1 protein-coding gene is annotated in these 938 nt (G+C 69.5%); it reads left to right on the top strand.

Annotated features, from left to right (window positions below; all coding sequences use genetic code 11):
• A partial coding sequence (gene hflK, locus sphsw_RS12160) for a protease modulator HflK (protein WP_031440851.1) occupies positions 1–938 on the top strand: 938 nt, incomplete at both ends.

Raw genomic sequence — 938 nt, 5'->3', positions numbered from 1 at the left:
GGGCGGCGGTGGCGGCGGCGGCAGCAGCGGCGGCGGCTTCGGCGGCCTGCCGACAGGCGCCAATGCGCGCGCGCTGTGGGCGATCGCGGTCGCGGTGATCGTCGTGCTGTGGCTGCTGTTCACCTCGTTCCACCAGATCGGGCCGCAGCAGCGCGGCGTGGTCACCTATTTCGGCAAATATGCCGGCACGCTCGACCCGGGCATCCGCCTGACCCCGCCCGCGCCGATCGCGCATGTCGAGGTGGTCGACGTGCAGAATATCCGCACCGACAATTTCCCCGTCGGCGACGGCGAGAACCTGACGCTGACCGGCGACCAGAACATCATCGATCTGGCCTATTCGGTGCGCTGGGACATCGCCGATCCGCGCGATTACGTGTTCCAGCTCGCCGAGCCGAACACCACGGTACGCGCCGCGGCCGAGAGCGCGATGCGCGCGGTGGTCGCGACGACGACGCTGGAGCAGGCGATCGGCACGGGCCGCACGGTGATCGAACAGCGCGTCGCCGAGCTGACCCAGCAGATCCTGAACGACTATAAGTCGGGCGTCCGCATCCAGGGCGTCGCGATCAAGCAGGCCGCCGCGCCCGCGCAGATCGTCGAGGACTTCAACGCGGTGACCGCGGCGCAGCAGGAAGCGATCGCCAACCTCAACCAGTCGCGCTCCTATGCGCAGCAGGTCGTGGCGCGCGCGCAGGGCGAGGCCGCATCGTTCGACAAGGTCTATGAGCAATATCGCCTCGCCCCCGAGGTGACGCGTCGACGGATGTATTACGAGACCATGGAAGCGGTATTGGCCAAGAGCGACAAGACGATCGTCGAGACCCCGGGCGGCGTCGTCCCCTATCTGCCGTTGCGCAATGGCAAGCGGCTCGCCGATCCGGAGGTCGCGCCGCGCGCCGCCCAGCCGGCGACGCCCGCGCCCGCTGCCGCCGCCG

The sequence above is a fragment of the Sphingomonas sp. FUKUSWIS1 genome (assembly GCF_000733135.1).
Classification (GTDB): Bacteria; Pseudomonadota; Alphaproteobacteria; order Sphingomonadales; family Sphingomonadaceae; genus Sphingomonas; species Sphingomonas aerolata.
The sequence above is the reverse complement of the archived record's forward strand: the minus strand, read 5'-3'. Positions and strand labels throughout refer to the sequence as shown.